This window comes from Pseudomonas brassicae (assembly GCF_010671725.1).
Classification (GTDB): domain Bacteria; phylum Pseudomonadota; class Gammaproteobacteria; order Pseudomonadales; family Pseudomonadaceae; genus Aquipseudomonas; species Aquipseudomonas brassicae.
In genome coordinates this window covers 1-16,395 of the sequence record NZ_JAAHBU010000287.1, presented here as the reverse complement: position 1 = coordinate 16,395, position 16,395 = coordinate 1, and the positions used below count along the sequence as shown (strand labels likewise).

12 protein-coding genes, 2 tRNA genes and 3 pseudogenes are annotated in these 16,395 nt (G+C 62.5%); 10 read left to right on the top strand and 7 right to left on the bottom strand.

The window, feature by feature from the left end:
* Nucleotides 1-468, bottom strand: a 468-nt coding sequence (locus tag G3436_RS18790) for a LysR family transcriptional regulator (RefSeq protein WP_163947955.1), incomplete at its 3' end; no start/stop codon positions are given.
* A 109-nt stretch (nucleotides 469-577) separates the two neighbouring features.
* On the opposite strand from G3436_RS18790, the gene G3436_RS18785 reads away from it, so the two are divergent.
* Entirely contained in the window at nucleotides 578-1,327 is a 750-nt protein-coding gene (locus tag G3436_RS18785; RefSeq protein WP_163947952.1) for a sulfite exporter TauE/SafE family protein, read from the top strand.
* Nucleotides 1,328-1,919: 592 nt separating this feature from the next.
* Here the strand turns inward: G3436_RS18785 and G3436_RS18780 are convergent.
* Nucleotides 1,920-3,266, bottom strand: a complete 1,347-nt coding sequence (locus tag G3436_RS18780; protein WP_163947950.1) for a class II 3-deoxy-7-phosphoheptulonate synthase — start codon at nucleotides 3,264-3,266, stop codon at nucleotides 1,920-1,922.
* A gap of 128 nt (nucleotides 3,267-3,394) precedes the next feature.
* Between G3436_RS18780 and G3436_RS18775 the strand changes: the two are divergent.
* A pseudogene (locus tag G3436_RS18775) lies at nucleotides 3,395-4,148 on the top strand (spermidine synthase).
* Between the two features lie 355 nt (nucleotides 4,149-4,503).
* Nucleotides 4,504-6,171: a DEAD/DEAH box helicase gene (locus tag G3436_RS18770; RefSeq protein ID WP_163947948.1), complete on the top strand. Its 1,668-nt coding sequence runs from the start codon at nucleotides 4,504-4,506 to the stop codon at nucleotides 6,169-6,171.
* A gap of 73 nt (nucleotides 6,172-6,244) precedes the next feature.
* Here the strand turns inward: G3436_RS18770 and G3436_RS18765 are convergent.
* Nucleotides 6,245-7,013 (bottom strand): annotated as a pseudogene (locus tag G3436_RS18765) (DODA-type extradiol aromatic ring-opening family dioxygenase).
* Between the two features lie 104 nt (nucleotides 7,014-7,117).
* On the opposite strand from G3436_RS18765, the gene G3436_RS18760 reads away from it, so the two are divergent.
* Complete coding sequence (locus G3436_RS18760; protein WP_163947942.1) at nucleotides 7,118-7,771, top strand: thiopurine S-methyltransferase; 654 nt, start codon at nucleotides 7,118-7,120, stop codon at nucleotides 7,769-7,771.
* A gap of 46 nt (nucleotides 7,772-7,817) precedes the next feature.
* Here G3436_RS18760 and htpX read toward each other — a convergent pair whose 3' ends face one another.
* Nucleotides 7,818-8,705 (bottom strand): protease HtpX, encoded by an 888-nt coding sequence (htpX, locus tag G3436_RS18755; protein ID WP_163947940.1) that lies wholly within the window; start codon nucleotides 8,703-8,705, stop codon nucleotides 7,818-7,820.
* Nucleotides 8,706-8,917: 212 nt separating this feature from the next.
* Nucleotides 8,918-10,129 carry a pyridoxal phosphate-dependent aminotransferase gene (locus G3436_RS18750; RefSeq protein WP_163947937.1) on the bottom strand — a complete coding sequence of 404 codons (1,212 nt, stop codon included), beginning with the start codon at nucleotides 10,127-10,129 and terminating at the stop codon, nucleotides 8,918-8,920.
* Nucleotides 10,130-10,294: 165 nt separating this feature from the next.
* Here G3436_RS18750 and msrB point away from each other — a divergent pair, with 165 nt between their 5' ends.
* Together msrB and G3436_RS18740 are read left to right on the top strand one after the other, a co-directional pair.
* A complete protein-coding gene (gene msrB, locus G3436_RS18745; RefSeq protein WP_163947934.1) occupies nucleotides 10,295-10,690 on the top strand; it encodes a peptide-methionine (R)-S-oxide reductase MsrB in 396 nt (131 codons plus the stop codon).
* Between the two features lie 30 nt (nucleotides 10,691-10,720).
* Nucleotides 10,721-11,209 (top strand): glutathione peroxidase, encoded by a 489-nt coding sequence (locus tag G3436_RS18740; protein WP_163947931.1) that lies wholly within the window; start codon nucleotides 10,721-10,723, stop codon nucleotides 11,207-11,209.
* 4 nt (nucleotides 11,210-11,213) lie between these two features.
* Here G3436_RS18740 and G3436_RS18735 read toward each other — a convergent pair.
* Nucleotides 11,214-13,573 (bottom strand): annotated as a pseudogene (locus G3436_RS18735) (response regulator).
* 77 nt (nucleotides 13,574-13,650) lie between these two features.
* Between G3436_RS18735 and G3436_RS18730 the strand changes: the two are divergent.
* Nucleotides 13,651-14,541, top strand: coding sequence for a DUF815 domain-containing protein (locus tag G3436_RS18730; protein ID WP_163947928.1), 891 nt, complete (start codon nucleotides 13,651-13,653; stop codon nucleotides 14,539-14,541).
* On the top strand, nucleotides 14,538-15,020 hold the full coding sequence (locus G3436_RS18725) for a GAF domain-containing protein (protein ID WP_163947925.1): 483 nt from the start codon (nucleotides 14,538-14,540) through the stop codon (nucleotides 15,018-15,020). The genes G3436_RS18730 and G3436_RS18725 overlap by 4 nt, the downstream gene beginning before the upstream one ends.
* A gap of 91 nt (nucleotides 15,021-15,111) precedes the next feature.
* Here the strand turns inward: G3436_RS18725 and G3436_RS18720 are convergent, their stop codons facing one another.
* Nucleotides 15,112-15,879, bottom strand: a complete 768-nt coding sequence (locus tag G3436_RS18720; protein ID WP_163947922.1) for a hypothetical protein — start codon at nucleotides 15,877-15,879, stop codon at nucleotides 15,112-15,114.
* 335 nt (nucleotides 15,880-16,214) lie between these two features.
* Here G3436_RS18720 and G3436_RS18715 point away from each other — a divergent pair.
* Nucleotides 16,215-16,290, top strand: a tRNA-Glu gene (locus tag G3436_RS18715).
* 2 nt (nucleotides 16,291-16,292) lie between these two features.
* A tRNA-Gly gene (locus G3436_RS18710) sits at nucleotides 16,293-16,368 on the top strand.
* Nucleotides 16,369-16,395 lie beyond the last annotated feature (27 nt).

The window sequence follows — 16,395 nt, the reverse complement described above, 5'->3', positions numbered from 1 at the left end:
ATCGGCCAGCGGCCCCGCACGCAGCACCAGGTCGACTTCGCCCAGGTGCGCACCGTGCAGGTCGACGAAGCTGTCGATCAGGCGCAGTGCACAGTCCGAGCCGGGGTAGGCCACCAGGAAGTCCGCGATGGCCGGCGCCAGGTGGCGGCGCCCGAAGGCCGACGGCGCGTCGATCCGGATCAGGCCCTCCGGCGCATTGCTTAGCGACACGGCTTCGGCGCGCGCCAGGCGCAGCTCCTCGACGATGCGTCGGGCACGTTCGGCGAACGCATTGCCCGCCGGGGTGGCCCGCACCGCGTGCGTGCTGCGCACGAACAGGCGGCTGCCCACGGCGCTTTCCAATGTGTCGATGCGCCGCGCCACTGCCGAGGGGGTCAACGGGTGACGGCGCGCGGCGGCTGAAAAACTGCCGCTTTCCAGTACATCGAGAAACAGGCTCAACTGTTGGGTCAGGGCATCCGGGTTCATGGCAGTCACGTGCTTGTGCGAAGTTGGCACAGCCATTGTGCGTTGCTGTGCGTTTCCCCGCTAGCCCACGCTCGGTAGCATGGCGCTACTGCATAACAGAGAGGCACGCATGATCGAGTGGTTGATGTACATCGCATTGGGGGCCGCACTGGGCACGATGGGCGGGTTGTTCGGAATTGGCGGTGGCCTGATCGCGATTCCTGCCCTGGGGGTGTTGTTCGGCCTCGACCAGCAACTGGCGCAAGGCACCGCGCTGGTGATGGTGGTGCCCAACGTGCTGCTGGCCTTGTGGCGCTACCACCAGCGCAACCGTATCGAATTGCGACCTGCCTTGACGCTGTCGCTGGCCGGGCTGGTATTCGCCTGGCTCGGCTCGATCTGGGCCGTGGGCCTGGATGCACAGGCCATGCGCGTGGGCTTCGTGGTGTTCCTGGTGGCGCTGACGGTGTGGAACCTGGTGCGCATGTTCACCCGCAACGCGCCGCCCACCCCCGAACTGCGCCAGCCCTGGCCCTGGCTGGGGGTGCTGGGCAGCGGTGCGGGTGTCATCGGCGGGCTGTTTGGCGTGGGGGGGGCGGTGGTGGCCACACCCGTGCTGACAAGTGTATTCGGCACTACCCAGGTGGTCGCCCAGGGCCTGTCGCTGGCACTGGCAGCGCCGAGTACCTCGATTACCCTGCTGACCTACGGCCTGCACCAGCATGTGGACTGGGCCATGGGTATCCCGCTGGCACTGGGCGGCCTGCTGAGCATCAGTTGGGGCGTGAAGCTGGCCCATGCATTGCCGGAAAAGGTGCTGCGCGCGCTCTTTTGCGGCTTTCTGGTGGTGTGCGCACTGATGCTGGCGTTCAAGGCTTGAAGCCGCCAGTCAGGGTGCTGATCCGCTTCGATAGTCACCGCGACGCCAACACTTCCGGCGCAGAACATCAGCAGTTCAGCGGGCAGGTCGCCGGTAACGCCGCGGTGCACGAGGTCCACCGTTTCGGCGATAGCCGTGCCCTGGCCAAAACAGCGCTGCTGGTCGCTGTCCTTCATTTGCACCCAGATCTCGCCGGCGACCACATAACCAATGATCGGGCAGGGGTGCATGTGCCAGTGCACGGCCGTGTGTGGCGCCAGCCTGACTCGCTGCAAGGTCAGTTCAAGGGGGCCTTCTGGATAGCGCTGGTAGGGCGTGCCCTCCCAGGATGCGGTGGTGCGCAACAGGATCTCAGGGTGCACGCCACAGCAGTGGGTGGGGGGGGGGAGGTGGCGGGTGAGGCGCGAAGTCGGCATGGTAGCGAGTCCTTTCAGGGGGGGGCGTCAATCCTTGAGCATCCCTACAGGCAAACTACCGGGTTGCAAAACTGCGTGGGCCAGTCATCGGTTCAAGACTAGTACAGCCCATGTGAGCCTGCCCGCGTGAACGCACAGCAACGCCGACGTGTGGTCCGGCGTTGCCCGCGCGGCGCTTAGCGCCGTACCTGCTTCAGCGTTTCGGCAATCAGAAACGCCAGCTCCAGCGACTGATCGGCGTTCATGCGCGGGTCGCAGTGGGTGTGGTAGCGATCCGACAGCGCATCTTCGGTGATCGGACGCGCGCCGCCGATGCATTCGGTGACGTTCTGCCCGGTCATCTCGATGTGGATGCCACCGGCATGGCTGCCCTCGGCCTGGTGCACCTGGAAGAACTGCTTGACCTCGCCGAGGATCTGCGCGAAATCGCGGGTCTTGTAACCGCTGCTGGCCTTGATGGTGTTGCCGTGCATCGGGTCGGAACTCCACAGCACCTTGCGTCCTTCGCGCTCGACACTGCGGATCAACCCGGGCAGGTGGTCGCCCACCTTGTCGGCGCCCATGCGCACGATCAGGTTGAGACGGCCGGAGTCGTTGGCCGGGTTGAGGATATCGATCAGGCGGATCAGGTCTTCGGTGTTCATGCTCGGGCCGACCTTGACCCCGATCGGGTTGTTCACCCCGCGCAGGAACTCCACGTGGGCGCCGTCAAGTTGGCGGGTGCGGTCGCCGATCCACAGCATGTGTGCCGAGCAGTCGAAGTAGTCGCCGGTCAGGCTGTCACGGCGCACAAAGGCTTCTTCGTAGTTGAGCAGCAAGGCTTCGTGGGCGGTGAAGAAGCTGGTTTCACGCAGCTGTGGCGAGCTGTCCATGCCGCACGCCCGCATGAACGCCAGCGTCTCGTCGATGCGGTCGGCCAATTGGCTGTATTTTTCCGCCAGGGCCGAGTTGGCGATGAAGTCCAGGTTCCACTTGTGCACCTGATGCAGGTCGGCAAAGCCGCCCTGGGCGAAGGCGCGCAGCAGGTTGAGGCTGGCGGTGGACTGGTGATAGGCCTGCAGCAGGCGGTCCGGGTCGGGCACGCGGCTGACCGGGTCGAAGCCGATGCCGTTGACGATGTCGCCGCGGTAGGCGGGCAAGGTCACGCCGCCGATGGTTTCGTCATTGGCCGAGCGTGGCTTGGCGAACTGGCCGGCCATGCGTCCGACTTTCACCACCGGGCAACCGGCGGCAAAGGTCATGACAATGGCCATCTGCAGCAGTACCTTGAAGGTGTCGCGGATTTTCGCGGCCGAGAACTCCGCGAAGCTTTCGGCGCAATCGCCACCCTGCAGCAGGAAGGCGCGGCCTTCGGTCACTTCGGCGAACTGGCGACGCAGCTCGCGTGCCTCGCCGGCGAACACCAGCGGCGGGTAGCTGGCCAGGGTCTGCTCGACCTTGAGCAGGTGCGCCGCATCGGGGTAGTGCGGTTGTTGCTGGATCGGCAAGGCACGCCAGCTATCGGGACTCCAGGGTTGGCTCATCACAGGCTCGGTTTTTATCGGAAAAGGGCTGTGACCATGCTAACACCTGGGCCCTGCCTTGTTGCACCGGCCGTATTGGCGGACAATGCCGGCTTTTGCGTGGGCACGGGCAGTTGCCGGGAGACAGCATGACAGAGGAACGGGTAGAGCGGCTGCTGGCGCAGGTGCACGACGAGTTCGGCACCATCAGCGTGCTGGAAGTCGAGGACTACCGCTTTCTCGAGTTTGGCGAAGCCATCGAGCAGAGCTGCGTGTTCACGCCCGACCCAAGCTGGCTGGAGTACGACTACACGCGCGCGATGCTGGTCGGCGCCTTGTGCCACGCCGAGCCCGAGAGTGCGCTGTTCCTGGGCCTGGGCGCCGGCACCCTGACCCAGGCGTGCCTCAAGTTCCTGCCCCTGGAAGACGTCGAGGCCATCGAGCTGCGCCCGGAGGTGCCGCGCCTGGCCATCGAGTACCTGGGGCTGGACGACGACCCGCGCCTGTACATCCGGGTGGGCGATGCCGTCAAACTGCTCAATACCGCCGAGCCTGCCGACCTGATCTTCGTCGACCTGTACACCGACCAAGGTCCGGGCGACGGTCATCTGGCCTGGACCTTCCTGGAGAACTGCCAGAAGCGCCTCAACCCTGGCGGCTGGCTGGTGATCAACCAGTGGGCCACTGATGATGGCAAGCCGTTGGGGGCTGCGCTGCTGCGCGGCCTGTACCACCATCATTACTGGGAGCTGCCGGTGAAGGAGGGTAATGTCATCCTGCTGGTACCTGCCGAGCTGGACCAGGACCTGGACCTGGCGGGGCTCACCGCCCGCGCAGGCACTTGAACCACGCCTGGGCTACTCCCTGCAGCGCCTGATCGAGGTGATCCGACCGGCCTCTTGAGTAAAACGTTTCAGCTCCGGCCGCGCCGCCAACAGACGCGTGGGCCTCGATCATCGACAAGGGCTGTCGAATCGAGGCCTCTGGCCTTCTCTTTCCTGTAAAAAAGACTCACGCGGCGCAGGAAATCAGGTATAGTACGCGCCGGTCTTTTACCGGACCTCGTTCAGGTAGTGCAATTCCCCGAAGCCAGCTTCGGCTGCGCGTCCGCCCCGCGGACTCTGCCTTGACGTTCCTTTTTTCTTCAATCGTTTTCGCAAATCCCCGCCGACAAAGCTGCCAGGGTGACCTTCGGGTCTTACAAGGCATGTGCAGCTTTGGAGCATGGGTCTTTGCGGATGCACTTAGAGGCAGACCCATGACCCAGGAAACCGGCGGCTTCGCCGCTCTCGAACTTCATCCAAGTATTGTTGCCGCCGTTGTTGCCACTGGCTACGAAGAGCCATCGGCTATTCAGCAGCAATCGATCCCGATTATTCTTGCTGGTCACGACATGATCGGTCAGGCGCAGACAGGTACCGGTAAGACCGCTGCCTTCGCACTGCCAATCCTGCACCGTATCGACCCGAGCAAGCGCGAGCCGCAAGCCCTGATCCTGGCGCCAACCCGTGAGTTGGCGCTGCAAGTAGCTACCGCATTCGAAACCTACGCCAAGCAGATGCCGGGCGTGACCGTGGTAGCGGTATACGGTGGTGCCCCGATGGGCCCACAACTGAAAGCCATCCGCAACGGCGCGCAAATCGTCGTAGCAACCCCTGGCCGTCTGTGCGACCACCTGCGTCGCGACGAGAAAGTGCTGGCGACCGTCAATCACCTGGTGCTCGACGAAGCTGACGAAATGCTCAAGCTGGGCTTCATGGATGACCTGGAAGTCATCTTCAAGGCCATGCCGGAAACCCGTCAGACCGTTCTGTTCTCCGCGACCCTGCCGCAGTCGATCCGTGCGATCGCCGAGCGTCACCTGCGTGATCCGAAACACGTCAAGATCCAGACCAAGACCCAGACCGTGACTGCCATCGAGCAGGCGCACCTGATGGTCCACGCCGACCAGAAGGTTTCTGCCGTACTGCGTCTGTTGGAAGTGGAAGAGTTCGATGCGCTGATCGCTTTCGTGCGCACCAAGCAAGCCACCCTGGACCTGGCCAGTGCCCTGGAAGCCAAAGGCTACAAGGCCGCTGCGCTGAACGGTGACATCGCCCAGAACCAACGTGAGCGCGTCATCGACTCGCTCAAGGATGGTCGCCTGGACATTGTCGTCGCTACCGACGTCGCTGCCCGTGGCTTGGACGTGCCGCGTATCACCCACGTGTTCAACGTCGACATGCCGTACGATCCGGAGTCCTACGTTCACCGTATCGGCCGTACCGGTCGTGCCGGTCGCGAAGGTCGTGCGCTGCTGCTGGTCACCCCGCGTGAGCGCCGCATGCTGCAAGTGATCGAGCGTGTGACCGGGCAGAAAGTCGCTGAAGTTCGCCTGCCGAACGCCCAGGCCGTACTGGATGCGCGCATCAAGAAGTTGACCAACAGCCTGGCGCCGCTGGTTGCTGATGCCGAGTCGACCCACGGTGACCTGCTGGATCGCCTGACTGCCGACATCGGTTGCAGCCCGCGTGCCCTGGCCGCAGCCCTGCTGCGCAAGGCCACCAATGGCCAGGCGCTGACCCTGGAAGCTGTCGAGAAAGAGCAGCCGCTGGTGCCGACGTCGGCCCCACGTGGTGATCGTCCTACCGGTGAGCGTACCGAGCGTGGCGAGCGTGAGCGTCGTGCGCCAATGCCGCTGGGCGAAGGTCGTGCACGTTGCCGTACCGCGCTGGGCGCGCGTGACGGTATCGCGGCCAAGAACCTGCTGGGTGCGATCCTCAACGAAGGCGGCCTGGCCCGCGAAGCAATCGGCCGCATCCAGGTGCGCGACAGCTTCAGCTTGGTCGAGCTGCCGGAAGATGGCCTCGAGAAGCTGCTGACCAAGCTCAAGGACACTCGCGTTGCCGGCAAGCAGCTGAAGCTGCGTCGCTATCGCGAAGATTGATCTTCGAGTGAAATAAAAAATCCCCGACTGGTTCGGGGATTTTTTTTGCCTGTTAAGCCAGCGAAGAGGCCGTTCAGTCGAACCGATAGATATCCATGCCCAGCGCTCCCAGCGTGAACCCCTGATGTTCGATCGCGAACCGTTCACCCGCGCCGCGTGCAAAGTACAGCGGCAGCAGGTGTTCGTCGCTCGGATGGCTGCGCACTGCGAACGGTGCTTGCCGTCGGTAGTCATGCAGCGCCTGGGTGTCGTGGGCGGCCAGCTTCTCGATCATCCAATCGCGAAACGCCTGAGCCCAGGGCTCCACGCTTTCCGGGCCGGCCTGCCAATCCAGCTCGCGCAGGTTGTGGGTGATGCTGCCCGAGCCGATCAACAGCACATCCTCTTCACGCAGCGCCGCCAATGCCTTGCCAACCTGTTCCTGAAAGGCCGGGCCGCGCTGGCTGGGCAGTGATACTTGTACGAGTGGAATGTCGGCCGCCGGGTACATCAGTGTCAGAGGTACCCAGGCGCCATGGTCGAACGGGCGGCGTGGGTCGAGGCTCGCGGCCAGTCCCGCCTGGTTCAGCATCCCTGCCACGCGTTCGGCCAGCGCCGGTTCGCCCGGCGCAGGGTACTGCACCGCAAACAAGGCAGGTGGAAAGCCACCGAAGTCATGCCAGGTTTCAGGCTGCGGGTGGCTGGCCACTCGCAGGTCGGTACTCTCCCAGTGTGCAGACACCACCACGATTGCCTTGGGGCGCGGCAAGTGTGCGGCCAGGCGAGCCAGGGCAGGGCCGCTTGCGCCCGGCTCGAGGGCGAGCATGGGGGGAGCCGTGGGAAATAAACAGGCTGGGCAGCATGGGCAAGGTCCTGAGGGTTAAGATGCGACTATCTTCAGGCAGATCATTGATCTAAATCTAATATAAGTTCTTGCAGTATTTAATCGAATTTATCGAGGTAAAGCATGCAGCCCGAGTTCTGGCACAAGCGTTGGGAGCAGAATCTGATCGGTTTTCACCAGCAACAGGTAAACCAGGGCCTGCAGCAGTACTGGCCAGGGCTCGGTCTGCCGGCCGGTGCTCGGGTGCTGGTGCCGTTGTGTGGCAAGAGCCGGGACTTGGCCTGGTTGTCCGAGCAGGGCTATCGGGTACTGGGGGTAGAGCTGTCCGAGCGGGCCGTGGAGGATTTTTTCAGCGAGCAGGGGCAGGTACCACAGGTTTCCCGCCAGGGCGCCTTTCAGGTCTATCGCAGCCAGGCTATCGAGGTCTGGTGTGGGGACTTCTTTGCCCTGACACCGGCTGATACGGCCGATTGCGCAGGTTTCTACGACCGCGCAGCAAGCATTGCGCTACCGCTGGCCATGCGTGAGCGCTACGTGAAGCACCTGCAGGCGCTGTTGCCGGGGGCGAGTGCAGGTCTGCTGATCACTCTGGAGTATGATCAGCACCTGATCGAGGGGCCGCCGTTCGCCGTGCCTGACGAGGAGGTGCAGCGGTTGTGGGGCGAGCAATGGCATCCGCGCCTGCTGGCAACTGACGATGTACTGGCGCAAAGCCCCAAATACCTCAAGGCAGGTGCCACACAGTTGCTTGAGCGAACCTACCGGCTGCAACGCTGAACAAAAAAAGGGCGACCCTTCGGTCGCCCTTTTGCTTGCTGTTGGCTTAGCCGCGACGGCGCAGTGCTTCGATACGCTCTTCCAGTGGCGGGTGGCTCATCAGCAGGCCTGCCAGGCCCTGCTTCAGGCCGCCATTGATGCCAAAGGCGTTCAGGGTGTCGGGCATGTGCACGGGTACGCCTTGCTCCGAGCGCAGGCGCTGCAGGGCGCCAATCATCGCGTTGGTGCCGGCCAGGCGGGCACCGGCCTCGTCGGCGCGGAACTCGCGTTTGCGCGAGAACCACATGACGATCATGCTCGCCAGGATGCCCAGCACCAACTCGGCAACGATGGTTGCAATGTAGTAGGCAATACCCTGGCCGCCTTCGTTCTTGAAGATCACTTTGTCGACGAAATTGCCGATGATGCGGGCGAAGAACATCACGAAGGTGTTGACCACGCCCTGAACCAGCGCCAGGGTCACCATGTCGCCATTGGCAACGTGGCCGATTTCGTGGGCCAGTACAGCGCGAACCTCATCGGGCGAGAATCGCTCGAGCAGGCCCTGGCTGACCGCGACCAGTGCGTCGTTGCGGTTCCAGCCGGTGGCAAAGGCGTTGGCCTCGTATGCAGGGAAGATACCCACCTCGGGCATCTTGATGCCTGCCTCGCGGGACAGCTCCTCGACGGTCTGCAGCAGCCATTGTTCATGGCGAGTGCGCGGCTGGCTGATGATCTGGGTGCCGGTGCTCATCTTCGCCATCCACTTGGAGATGAAGAGCGAGATCAGCGAGCCGGCAAAGCCGAACACGGCGCAGAAAATCAGCAGCTGGTCGAGCTTGAGGTCAACCCCGTTTGCTGCCATGAACCCGTTAAAGCCGAACAGGCTCAAGGTGATGCTGGCAATCAGCACGACCGCAAGGTTGGTGGCTACAAACAGCAAAATGCGCATCATGGTTGTTACGTTCTCCTGACGGATAGAAATCATGCGTATGCGGGGTATATAAGGTGCGCGCCCTGTGTATTCAACCGGGCGACTATTTCAAACTGTGTACTTGCTGCTGTGGAGGGGCCGTGGCGGGCTGAACTGGCCGGTGTGGCGGGGCTGAAGGGAGGCGTGGCTGAGGGTGAAGCCTGCGCCAGGGCTGGCGCAGGCAGGTGCGATGGCTACTGCTGGTAGGTCTTGAGGAAGTTGCCGATGCGGCCGATCGCCTGCTCCAGATCATCCACCCGAGGCAGGGTCACCACACGGAAGTGGTCCGGCCACGGCCAGTTGAACGCAGTGCCTTGCACGATCAGCAGCTTTTCCGAAAGCAGCAGGTCAAGGGCGAACTTCTCGTCGTTGAAGATCGGGCAGACCTTCGGGTCGATGCGCGGGAATGCGTAGAGCGCGCCCATCGGCTTGACGCAGCTGACGCCAGGAATGTCGTTGAGCAGCTCCCAGGTGCGGTTGCGCTGTTCCAGCAAGCGACCCTGCGGCAGCACCAGGTCATTGATGCTCTGGTAGCCGCCCAGGGCGGTCTGGATGGCGTGCTGGCTCGGCACGTTGGCGCACAGGCGCATGTTGGCCAGCATGTCGATGCCTTCGATATAGCTCTGGGCGTGCTGCTTGGGCCCGGACAGTGCCAGCCAGCCGGAACGGAAGCCCGCCACGCGGTAGGACTTGGACAGGCCGTTGAAGGTCAGGCAGAGCAGGTCGGGGGCGAGCGAGGCGGTGCAGATGTGCACGGCGTCGTCGTACAGGATCTTGTCGTAGATTTCGTCGGAAAACACCACCAGGTTGTGCTGGCGGGCAATTTCCAGCATGCCCAGCAGCAACTCGCGCGAGTACACCGCGCCGGTCGGGTTGTTCGGGTTGATGATCACCATGGCCTTGGTATTGGGGGTGATCTTGGCCTTGATGTCGGCCAGGTCCGGGAACCAGTCGGCCTGTTCATCGCACAAGTAATGCACCGGGTTGCCGCCGGCCAGGCTCACCGCTGCAGTCCACAGCGGATAGTCCGGTGCCGGGATCAGCACTTCGTCGCCGTTGTTGAGCAGCGCCTGCATCGACATCACGATCAGCTCGGAGACGCCGTTGCCCAGGTAGATGTCTTCGATGCCGACGCCTTCCACCTGCTTTTGCTGGTAGTACTGCATCACCGCCTTGCGTGCGCTGAACAGGCCTTTGGAGTCGCTGTAGCCCTGGGCGGTGGGCAGGTTGCGGATCACATCCTGGAGGATCTCGTCCGGCGCCTCGAAACCAAAGGGCGCCGGGTTGCCGATGTTCAGCTTGAGGATGCGGTGGCCTTCCTCCTCCAGGCGTTTGGCGTGCTTGAGCACCGGGCCGCGAATGTCGTAGCAGACATTGGCGAGCTTGTTCGATTTGCTGACCTGCATGATGTGATCCCGATTAGAAAAGATCGCCGCGCATTGCGCTGTGAAAACGTTTGAAATGCGTGTAACGCGGGTGCCAGACTGGCGTCTGATGAGGCGCAATAATACGTGCGACCCGCGTTGTGGAAAAGACGCAGTGCGGGGTTTTTAATTTAGCGAGGCCTGGTGATGGAAAAGATCGAGAAAACCCTTGAACAATGGCGTGCGATGCTCGACCCCGAGCAATACAACGTATGCCGCCTCAAAGGTACGGAGCGTCCGTTCAGCGGCAAGTACACCAGCACCCGTACCGACGGTGTCTATCACTGCATCTGCTGTAGCGCGCCGCTGTTCGATTCGAGCACCAAGTTCGATTCCGGCTGTGGCTGGCCGAGCTTCTATGCACCGATCGCAGACAGCGCAATGGTCGAGATTCGCGATACCACCCACGGCATGATTCGTACCGAGGTAACCTGCGCCAGCTGCGATGCCCACCTTGGCCACGTATTTGCGGACGGTCCGCCGCCTACCGGCCTGCGCTATTGCATCAACTCGGTGTGCCTGGACCTGGTACCCCGTGATTAACGCCATCATTCAAACGGAGCAAAGGCAATCATGGCCGATACCAGTTTGCTGACCATCCCCTGCATCACCCAGCGTGGGGAGCAAAAGACCCTGGCCGATTACCCGGCCAAGGCAGTGCTGGTGGTCAATACCGCCAGCCAGTGTGGTTTCACCCCTCAGTACAAGGGGCTGGAGGCGTTGTGGGAGCGCTATCGCGAACGCGGGCTGGTGGTGCTGGGCTTTCCCTGCAATCAGTTCGGCAAGCAGGAGCCGGGCGATGACCTGGCGATCGCGCAGTTCTGCGAGCTGAACTTCGGCGTGAGTTTCCCGTTGTTCAAGAAGATCGAGGTCAACGGCGCGGGTGCGCATCCGCTGTTTGCCGCACTCAAGCAGCGTGCGCCTGGCTTGTTCGGTTCCCAGGCAATCAAATGGAACTTCACCAAGTTCCTGCTCGACCCGCAGACCGGTGCCGTCAGTCGCTATGCGCCGAGTACCAAGCCTGAGGCACTCAGCGGCGATATCGAGAAGCTGCTGCGCTAGTGGCTCAGGCCGCAGGCCGCGGCACCCAGTGGTCGATCAGTGCCAGCAGCTCTTCGCGGCGAAAGGGCTTGGCCAGGTAGTCGTTCATGCCTGCGGCGCGGCACCGCTCGCGTTCCTCGGGCATGGCGTTGGCGGTCAGCGCGACGATTGGCAGGTTGGGCCAGCGTCCGCTCTGGCGAATGCGGCGGCTGGCTTCGTAGCCGTCCATCACCGGCATGTTGCAGTCCATCAGCACCAGGTCGAAGGGCGCGTGCTCAAGCTGCTCAAGGGCTTCGCCGCCATGGGCTGCCACGATCACTTCGCAGCCCAGTTTGCCCAGCATGCCCTTGGCTACCAGTTGGTTCACCGGGTTGTCTTCTACCAGCAGGATGCGCGCGCGCTGCTCACTGGCAAGGGCACCTGCCGGGGGCATGGGGCTGACCTCATCGGCGCCGTGCAGGGTGCGGCGCAGTGTCTGGTAGAGGGCGTTGCGTGCCAGCGGGCGGGCTTGCTGCTGCAGGGGCGCGAGGTGTGCCGATTGCTCGGCGGGCAGGAAGTTGCCGTAGGCAGTCACCAGCAGAATCGGTGCCCTGAGCGCCGGGCGCAGGCCGAACAGGCAGCCCAGGTCGTCGGTGATCAGCAGGTCCGGTTGGCTGTCGAGGAGGCTGTCGAGGCGGTCATGGCGCGCGTAGTCCAGGCCCCAGCGTGGCAGCAGGGTCTGCAGCAGTTCGGCCAGGCCGCTGCTGGCGTCGCTGATCGCGATGACCTTGCCCTGCAAGGGGGGCGGCGCAATGGCGGGGGTATGGCAGGGCAATGGCAGCTCGGCACTGAACTGGCTGCCGAGGCCGGTTTCGGAACTGATGCTCAGGCGCCCGTGCATGGCTTCGCACAAATTGTAGGTCAGGGCCAGGCCCAGGCCGGTTCCGCCATATTGGCGAGTGATCCCGGCGCTGCCTGGGTGAACGGCTGAAAGATCCTGGCCTGGGCTTCTTGCGGGATGCCGATGCCGGTATCGCAGATGTCCAGGCGCACCCCTCCCGGGCAGGTGCTCAAGCGCACATCCACACGTCCGAAACGGGTGAACTTCAGGGCGTTGGAGAGCAGGTTGCTGACAATCTGGCGAACCCGGGTCGGGTCGCCGAGTACGCTGCTGGGAAACTGCGGGTCGATCAGGCAGGTCAGCTCCACATTGGGGGCGGCATTCTGCGAGAGCAGGTTGGCAGTATCTTCCACCAGCGCGCCGAGGTCGAAGGGGATGCGCTCCAGCTCCAGCTGGCCGGCATCGAACTTGGACAGGTCGAGGATATCGTTGAGCAGTTCCACCAGCACCTTGCCCGAGTCATGGGCAATCGACAGCTGCTGGCGCTGTTCGGCATTCATGGGGCCGTCCAGTGATAGCGCGATCATGCCCAGCAAGCCATTCAGCGGCGTGCGTATCTCGTGGCTCATGTTGGCCAGGAAGGCCGCGCGCGCCTGGGCCATGTCCAGTGCGCGGCGCCTGGCCTGCTCCAGCTCCTCATTGGACTGGCTCAGGCGGGTATTGCTCGACTTGAGCTCGTTGGTGCGCGCCGAAACGATGTTTTCCAGTTCGTTGAGGTAGTCGGTCAGCCGGTTTTCGGCGTTGCGGCGCTGCTGGATCTCGGTGGCCATGCTGACGAACTGCTGGTTGGCGACTTTGACCAGTACGCCGATCTCGTCGTATTCGTGCCCGGGCGGGAACCCCAGCTTGTTCTCGTTGGGTGCGCGCGAGTTGCTGTTGCTCAGGGCACTGATCACGCGTACCAGTGGCTTGGTCAGCATGAAGTAGAACAGTGCCAGCAGAATCCCGGTGAGGATCAGGCTGCGAATGAAGCCATTGAGCAGGGTCACTTCGGCACGCTTGAGGAAGCGTCCGCCAAACGCGAAGGTATCGACCTCCAGGAACAGTGTGCCGAGGTACTCGTCGGGCATGTGGTCGAGCACCAGGCGGTCCTGGAACTGGCGGCTCTGGCCGAACAGGAAGTCACTGAACAGGCGGTATGCGCTTTCCTGGCGTGGGCGCTGAACATCGGACAGCACGCTGTCGGTGTTGTCGATCAGGCGCGCGCGGGTAATGGCGGGAGACTTGAGCAGGCCCAGGGTGAGTTCCTTGGCCAGCTCTGCATCGATGTTGTAGGCGATACGCGAGGCGGTGTTGTGGCTGATTTGCAGCAATGCCTGCATCTCGCGGTTGATGGAGGCGTCTTCGCTGGCATAATCGATACCGATCTGGATGAGGCTGAGCAATGTTCCCAGGATGAAGCCGACCAGGACCGTCAGCCGGGCTTGCTTGTAAGACAGGCGATTGGTGAACTTGATATCCATGTATGCCGAGCCAGTTCCACGTTCCGTGCGCTGCGCAAGCATAGCCGATCAACCCCGGCAGCTGGCAGGTACTGTCGCACATTCAGGCTTTTCCAACGAACCTGTGTCGAGGATTTACCGTGGACTCTCGCTTGAATGCCTTCCTTGAGCGCGCCGAAAGTGTGTTGGCGCGCCTGGAGCCGCTGTTGCCGGCTGTACGCCCAGACATCGACTGGACCCAGTGCCTGGCTGCCCGTTGGCAGCGCGAAGGGCGCAGCGGCTTCCTGCAGCCGCTGGCGGTCAGCCTGGACATACGGCTCTGCGACCTGATCGGGGTGGACAGGCAGCGTGAGCAATTGGGCCGCAATACGCGCCAGTTCATCGATGGCATGCCAGCCAACCATGCCTTGCTGTGGGGCTCGCGCGGCACCGGCAAATCGTCGCTGGTACGTGCATTGCTGGCCGAGTATGCCGGCAAGGGTTTGCGCCTGATCGAAATCGAGCGTGACCACCTGGCCGACCTGCCGCGAGTGGTAGAGCAACTGCAGGCACAGGCGCAGCGTTTCGTACTGTTTTGCGATGATCTTTCGTTCGAGGCCGGGGAGGGCGATTATCGCGTGCTCAAGAGCGTGCTGGACGGCTCGCTCGAGCAGGCGCCGGACAACGTGCTGCTGTACGCCACTTCCAACCGTCGGCACCTGGTGCCGGAGAAACAGAGCGACAACGAACACTGGAAAATGGTGGACGGTGAGCTGCACCCCAGCGAGGCGGTGGAAGACAAGATCGCCTTGTCGGACCGCTTCGGTCTGTGGCTGTCGTTCTATCCGTTCACCCAGGAGCACTTTCTCGATGTGGTCGAGCACTGGATCACCCAGTTGGCGCAAGCGTCAGGGTTGGTGTGGTCGCGTGATGAAGAACTGCAAAAGGCCGCGATTCGCTGGGCCACTGGCCGTGGCAATCGAAACGGGCGCTGCGCCTATCAATTTGCCCGCTACTGGGTGGGCCTGAAACTGCTGGAGCAACACAGATGATCGATTTGAATGCGGCGGGCGCCGGCCACAGCGGCTATGACCTGCTGGCGGCGCAACTCCAGGCTTTGCTGGCCGGGGAGCGGGACTTTATCGCCAACGCCGCGCAGTTTTGCGCCTTCCTCTACAGCCAGGTCGACGACCTGAACTGGGCGGGGTTCTATCTCAATCGTAACGAGGAACTGGTGCTTGGCCCGTTCCAGGGGCAGGTGGCGTGTGTGCGCATTGCGTTCGGGCGTGGCGTATGCGGTGCTGCCGCGGCCACACGCCAGACCCAGCGGGTTGAAGACGTGCATGCGTTCCCCGGGCACATTGCCTGTGACAGCGCGTCGAACAGCGAGCTGGTGGTTCCGTTGGTAAAGGACGGGGTGCTGATCGGGGTGCTGGACCTGGACAGTCCGAAGCTGGCGCGTTTCGGCGAGCATGATCAGGTAGGGCTGGAGCGTCTGGCGCAGATCTTCCTGGCCTCGACGGACTGCTGAAGCAGCCTTTGCGTGCGCTGGCTAGCCAGCGAGGCTGGCACCTGCAGGTTTCGCATTTACCTGGGGGAGCCAGCCATGGGCGGGTGGGGCATCAGTCGTAGATGACTTTCTTCTTCCAGTCTTCTTCAGTATCCGACTTCAAGCCTTCGGTCAGTTCGTTGACTTCGTTTTCGGCGGGTTGGTTCTGGCTCAGCACCATTGCGTTGGCGCGCGCCAGCAGTTTGTCCATGTAGTCCAACTGCTCACGGTACAGTACCGGGTCTGGCTGCTTGCGCAGGTACTGCACGCCACGTTCGAAGGCCAGGCGAGCCTGCCCCGGTTGTTCCTGCTGCAAGGCATGCTGGCCGAGGTTGTTGAAAAACTCGATGTGCAGCAGCACGAGGATATGACGGATTTCCTTGACCCAGTACTTGGCCTCGTTGGTCGGCAAAAAGCCTTCCTGGGATGCACGCACCACCTGGCTGTGCAGTGCTTCGAGCAGGAAGCGTACGTCCTTGGCACGCGCTTCGGTCTGGATCGGCCCCGGCGGGTTGTTCACCGGAATGCCGTCACCCTTGGCGATCAGGCCTTCAAGCTCGCTGATGCGCGTGAGGACTTCGCGATTGTGCTTGTCCAGGGCCAGCTGGCGCTTGTTCAGGTTCAGTTCAAGGCGGGTCAGCAGCAGCTTGAGTGCAGGCGTCATCAACTGGCCGGGGAAGGTTTCGGTGATTTCGCCACAACGACGCAAGCGGTCGGCCAGCTCGATCTTGAGACGGGCTCGTTCAAGCTTGTTGCTTTCGACTACATTGTTCAGGTAGCCGATCACGATCAAGAGTGCGATACCCGCTACTATAAGCAGGGTGATCAGAAGTGGTGTCACCGTTAACGCCTCATACAGGTAGGTTTGCCGTTTGAGTGTAGTGGCTTCGCTTTTGCCCGGATAGAGCTGTTTGGCAGTTCGCCACGGCAGATTGGTGGCTATTTGCCTTGTCGTGCCGTGAGGGCGGGGTTGGCACCGCGCCGCATGCGTCAGAAAATAATCGTCAAGGTGCTGGCGTCATGGATGGCGGCGGTTGCCTCAAAGCAGGGCGAAGTCATTGATTTAAATAAATTTATATCTAGGGGTTGACGACTTCTCAAAGCCCCCCTAGAATGCGCGCCACTTGCAGCGTAAAGCACACAGCGAAACGCAGCAGGAAGTGAATGTTGTAGCGTGTCCCCTTCGTCTAGTGGCCTAGGACACCGCCCTTTCACGGCGGTAACAGGGGTTCGAGTCCCCTAGGGGACGCCATTGCGGGAATAGCTCAGTTGGTAGAGCACGACCTTGCCAAGGTCGGGGTCGCGAGTTCGAGTCTCGTTTCCCGCTCCAATTCAAGAAAACGCCGTTCATATGAAC

Bases quoted from the DNA above. Each gene is read 5' to 3' on its own strand.
- msrB (WP_163947934.1), top strand. From the start codon at position 10,295: ATGGAAAAGATCGAGAAAACCCTTGAACAATGGCGTGCGATGCTCGAC.
- G3436_RS18780 (WP_163947950.1), bottom strand. From the start codon at position 3,266: ATGAGCCAACCCTGGAGTCCCGATAGCTGGCGTGCCTTGCCGATCCAG.
- G3436_RS18785 (WP_163947952.1), top strand. From the start codon at position 578: ATGATCGAGTGGTTGATGTACATCGCATTGGGGGCCGCACTGGGCACG.
- G3436_RS18740 (WP_163947931.1), top strand. From the start codon at position 10,721: ATGGCCGATACCAGTTTGCTGACCATCCCCTGCATCACCCAGCGTGGG.
- G3436_RS18770 (WP_163947948.1), top strand. From the start codon at position 4,504: ATGACCCAGGAAACCGGCGGCTTCGCCGCTCTCGAACTTCATCCAAGT.
- G3436_RS18760 (WP_163947942.1), top strand. From the start codon at position 7,118: ATGCAGCCCGAGTTCTGGCACAAGCGTTGGGAGCAGAATCTGATCGGT.
- G3436_RS18725 (WP_163947925.1), top strand. From the start codon at position 14,538: ATGATCGATTTGAATGCGGCGGGCGCCGGCCACAGCGGCTATGACCTG.
- G3436_RS18750 (WP_163947937.1), bottom strand. From the start codon at position 10,129: ATGCAGGTCAGCAAATCGAACAAGCTCGCCAATGTCTGCTACGACATT.
- htpX (WP_163947940.1), bottom strand. From the start codon at position 8,705: ATGATGCGCATTTTGCTGTTTGTAGCCACCAACCTTGCGGTCGTGCTG.